Origin of the sequence: Rhizobium sp. NPDC092011, from assembly GCF_044756305.1 — a bacterium.
Taxonomy (GTDB): Bacteria; Pseudomonadota; Alphaproteobacteria; order Rhizobiales; family Rhizobiaceae; genus Rhizobium.
Map to the genome: position 1 here is coordinate 1 of NZ_JBIVSO010000042.1, position 3,395 is coordinate 3,395.

Genomic DNA, 3,395 nt, shown 5'->3' on the forward strand with positions numbered 1-3,395 from the left:
CTGCGTAGTTTCCTTGCACGGCTTCGCGCCGCCAATCGACACCGGGGGACAGAGTCTGAGATGGACCGTTCATCGCGCGAGCACCCCGGTCACTTATCGTTTCCGATGCGGAACGGGAAGTATTTGGCCCAAATCGCGTCAAACTCACCATTTGACCACATCAGATCGACGGCCTTCTGAACGTCCGAACGCAACGGCTCATTGCCTTTCTTGATGACGATGCCGGCGCCATCTCCAATGGATGGGTCCGCAATCTTGGCCTCCGAGACCTTGCAGCAATCCTTCCCTTCGCCTTGTACCCAAGTATAGAGAGTGAGGGTGTCTCCCAGTACGGCATCGATGCGACCGGCGCTGAGATCGGCGTAAGCTTCAATTTGGGAAGGATAGAACTTCAACGTCGAACCTGAAAAATTCTTCTCGAGGTAGGAGGCAAAGACGGTTCCTGTCTGGCCCCCAACTGATTTTCCTTCGAACGCGGCCGGTGACAGCTCAGATCCATCGCTATTCTTCGGCACCAAGAAGCTCGTGGTGTAGTTGTAGTACTTGATCATGTCCACGGCCTTCTTTCGTTCAGCCGTGATCGAGTGCGAGGCGAGAACCAGATCGTAGCGCTCGTTCTGCACGGCGGGTATCAAGCCTTCGAAGTCCTGTGCGGTCCATTCGCACTTTGCGCTGAGCTTGGCGCAGATCGCATTGCCAATGTCGATGTCGAGACCCGTCACCTTGCCCGAGTTGTCGACGACACTGAAGGGCGGATAAAGGCCGTCGGTGCCAATTCTGAGTGTACGCTGCTCAGCCATTGCAGAAGCTACACTGAGCGATAGCAGTCCCGTTGCGAGCAGCACATTGTAACGATTTACCAGTTTCATTTGGTTTCTCCCATTTTGCCTACTTGCTTCTTTTCCGAGCCGCGCTACGCCGCCCACTGATTGCTCGTCTATGTTGTTCACTCAGACCAAGTGCCGTTCCCAATGCCATCGGCCTCGGGTTCGCCGTCGAAGTGATCACCATCGAAAAAATGATTGCTCCAACAACCTGAAGGCGAACCTGACAGCAGCCATTGTAATGGAACTGGCCTTGATCAGGAGAACGATCTCGTTTCCGTAACCAGGCAGGGCTCCCCGAATGGCTTGTGGCATGATTACTTTTCGCAGTGTGGTGCCCCAACCAAGCCCAAGAGCAGCGGCGGCTTCCCATTGCCCCTGAGGTAGCGCGTCGATCGCTCCCTTCACAGCAACTCCGGTGGGACTACACCTTCCCTGCGTCGCACCCCAAAAGCGCATCACCACGACAACGCAAACCTGGCAGATGTCCATCTATCGATCGCGCGAAGCTGTTCAGGCAAACCGAGCCAGCTCTCAGGAAGGACTGCCCACCCAGCGCCATGCAGTATGGCAGTCTCGATGTCTCGAATACTTGGTATATCTAGCATAGCGAATTCGACCCCTTCAAAAGGAGCGCCGCCCGAATTCGCCAAGCTGTGGGAAGTTGGTAGACTTATCTGGAAGATAGGTGATACCGATGCAACACAGCTTTGTCTCTATTCTTAGTGGCGCTCCTGAAAGTGCTCGCTATTGCTGGGCCTGAACTGCAGCAACCATGGCAATCACCATCAGGCGGCCTGCTGTGATGCTAGTAATCTGATTGGGGAGATCCACGCCAGGCGCGACTTCAACCACGTCCATTCCGACCAGGTGCGCCTTGGCCAACGCGCGTACTATCGGTAGAATCTGGTCGACGCGAAGACCACCTGGCAAAGGGGTGATAACCGCAGGCATGACCGACGGGTCCAATCCGTCTGCGTCAATAGTAAGGTAGAATGGACCCTTACCGTCGAGATGCTGAAGAATGGGGGACACCCCCCCTTCGTGAACTTCCCTGGCCGTAATGATTTTTGCACCATAATCCTGTGCGGCTTCGACCTCCATGGTGCCAATGCTTCCAGTTCCTCGAATACCAATTTGGGTAATTCCACTGATCCAGGGAAGTTCCGATGCTCGTCGCATCGGGCTGGAATATCCGCGACGTGCGCCCCGGACCCCATCGTTCCAATCCATATGGGCGTCGATTTGAACGAGGTGCACAGGTTGCCCGATAGCTTCCAAGGCGTGAACCACCGGAACAGTAACGCCGTGATCTCCTCCCAAAATTCCGCTGAACTTTGATGACGCAAACTGTCGCTTCAGGATCTCGACTGCCGCAGAAAAGTATTCATCGAATGACTGCGCGGTCGGGTTGAGATTCCCGCAATCCCTTCCACCGTTGGGCAGAAACGATTCGAGCGGGCCACCAATATCAAAGTCCCAGGTGAGAGGTCCGTCACAAATTTTCCCAGACTGACCACGGATCGCTTCAGGCGCCCAAGCTTGGTCGTTGGGCCGCGGTTCGCCTGAATAGTGCTCGCTATATGGAATACCCAGCAACGACACGGCAACCTCCGTCCATCGCTCCCATTCGGTATTCACGGACCAGCCGAGAAATGGTCGTAGTGGCGCAGATAACTTCATTTTTTTCCTCACAGTAGTTTTCAATATGCGGCATACCCTCTGACTGGATTAGTGAGTGCAATTCTGTGAGAATGTTAAATTCGAAGTATCCTGTGCATACATCGCGAATGTAGATGTATCTATCCGTTCCAAAGCGCCCCGCCTATTCAAGCGGGCATACCCATATGGCTCGGAGCCGACGGAATATGAGAGGATACGCGCCCACCAAACGCCGGCGTAGCATCGACAACGGACCCGCACGCCGAATCGACGAAGCCCCGCAGTGCCGACGGTGCTGGCCTCGCTTTGGCAACATAGTTGAGACGGATTGAACGAAGCCGCTGACACAGCATTTGCCAGGACGGTTTGCGGATGAGGCCCCTATCTGAAGGACTGGGGGTGTTGAAGCGCAATCGGAGATGAAATTGCTCGAATGAGCCGCTTCGGGGGCGCCTGACGGCAAACTGACTATCCGCAATGTACTATCGGGCAAGCCTCCATCGCACGTGAGTGTTAACGCGCGGTCAGAGAAGAGCCACACTGCAGAAGAACCCTATCGTGTTACATCGATCAATCCGATGCAATATTCGTCGGGTCGCTATTTGTCTGGATCTCAGGAGCGATAAGGCTAGCCGAACCACGGCTTTGGGAGGTTGGCGTGCTAAAGATATTCATTCCGGTTCTCCTTGCGGCATCGTTGTTGAGCGGCCTGGCGGCGGCCAAGGAGCGTGTCCGCGATCTGGGCGTTGCAACGAAACCGCGTGCGTAAGGTCGCTGGACGCTAAGACGCGGCGCGAAATCATTTCCATTAGGCCCGGAGATGCGCTGATAATGATTGGAGCCGCCCCAATCATTGTATGCCGTCCATGTGGCTGTTGCCGCTACGAGAAGCAGTCTGTCGTTGATCTC

General features: G+C 55.1%; 3 protein-coding genes and 1 pseudogene. All 4 read right to left on the reverse strand.

Annotated features, from left to right (window positions below; genetic code table 11):
• Positions 1 to 89 precede the first annotated feature (89 nt).
• The gene (locus ACIQJ2_RS38150) at positions 90 to 869 is read right to left on the reverse strand and encodes a transporter substrate-binding domain-containing protein (RefSeq protein WP_400678211.1); all 780 of its coding nucleotides are present in this window, start codon (positions 867 to 869) and stop codon (positions 90 to 92) included.
• A gap of 135 nt (positions 870 to 1,004) precedes the next feature.
• Complete coding sequence (locus ACIQJ2_RS38155) at positions 1,005 to 1,316, reverse strand: ABC transporter permease subunit (protein WP_400678213.1); 312 nt, start codon at positions 1,314 to 1,316, stop codon at positions 1,005 to 1,007.
• A gap of 255 nt (positions 1,317 to 1,571) precedes the next feature.
• Positions 1,572 to 2,507 (reverse strand): arginase family protein, encoded by a 936-nt coding sequence (locus ACIQJ2_RS38160; RefSeq protein WP_400678215.1) that lies wholly within the window; start codon positions 2,505 to 2,507, stop codon positions 1,572 to 1,574.
• A 789-nt stretch (positions 2,508 to 3,296) separates the two neighbouring features.
• A pseudogene (locus tag ACIQJ2_RS38165) lies at positions 3,297 to 3,392 on the reverse strand (N,N-dimethylformamidase beta subunit family domain-containing protein); the annotation flags it as partial.
• Between the last annotated feature and the right edge of the window lie 3 nt (positions 3,393 to 3,395).

What these genes read in the sequence shown, in the direction of transcription:
- ACIQJ2_RS38150 (WP_400678211.1), bottom strand. Translation starts at nt 869, where the DNA reads ATGAAACTGGTAAATCGTTACAATGTGCTGCTCGCAACGGGACTGCTA.
- ACIQJ2_RS38155 (WP_400678213.1), bottom strand. Translation starts at nt 1,316, where the DNA reads ATGGACATCTGCCAGGTTTGCGTTGTCGTGGTGATGCGCTTTTGGGGT.
- ACIQJ2_RS38160 (WP_400678215.1), bottom strand. Translation starts at nt 2,507, where the DNA reads ATGAAGTTATCTGCGCCACTACGACCATTTCTCGGCTGGTCCGTGAAT.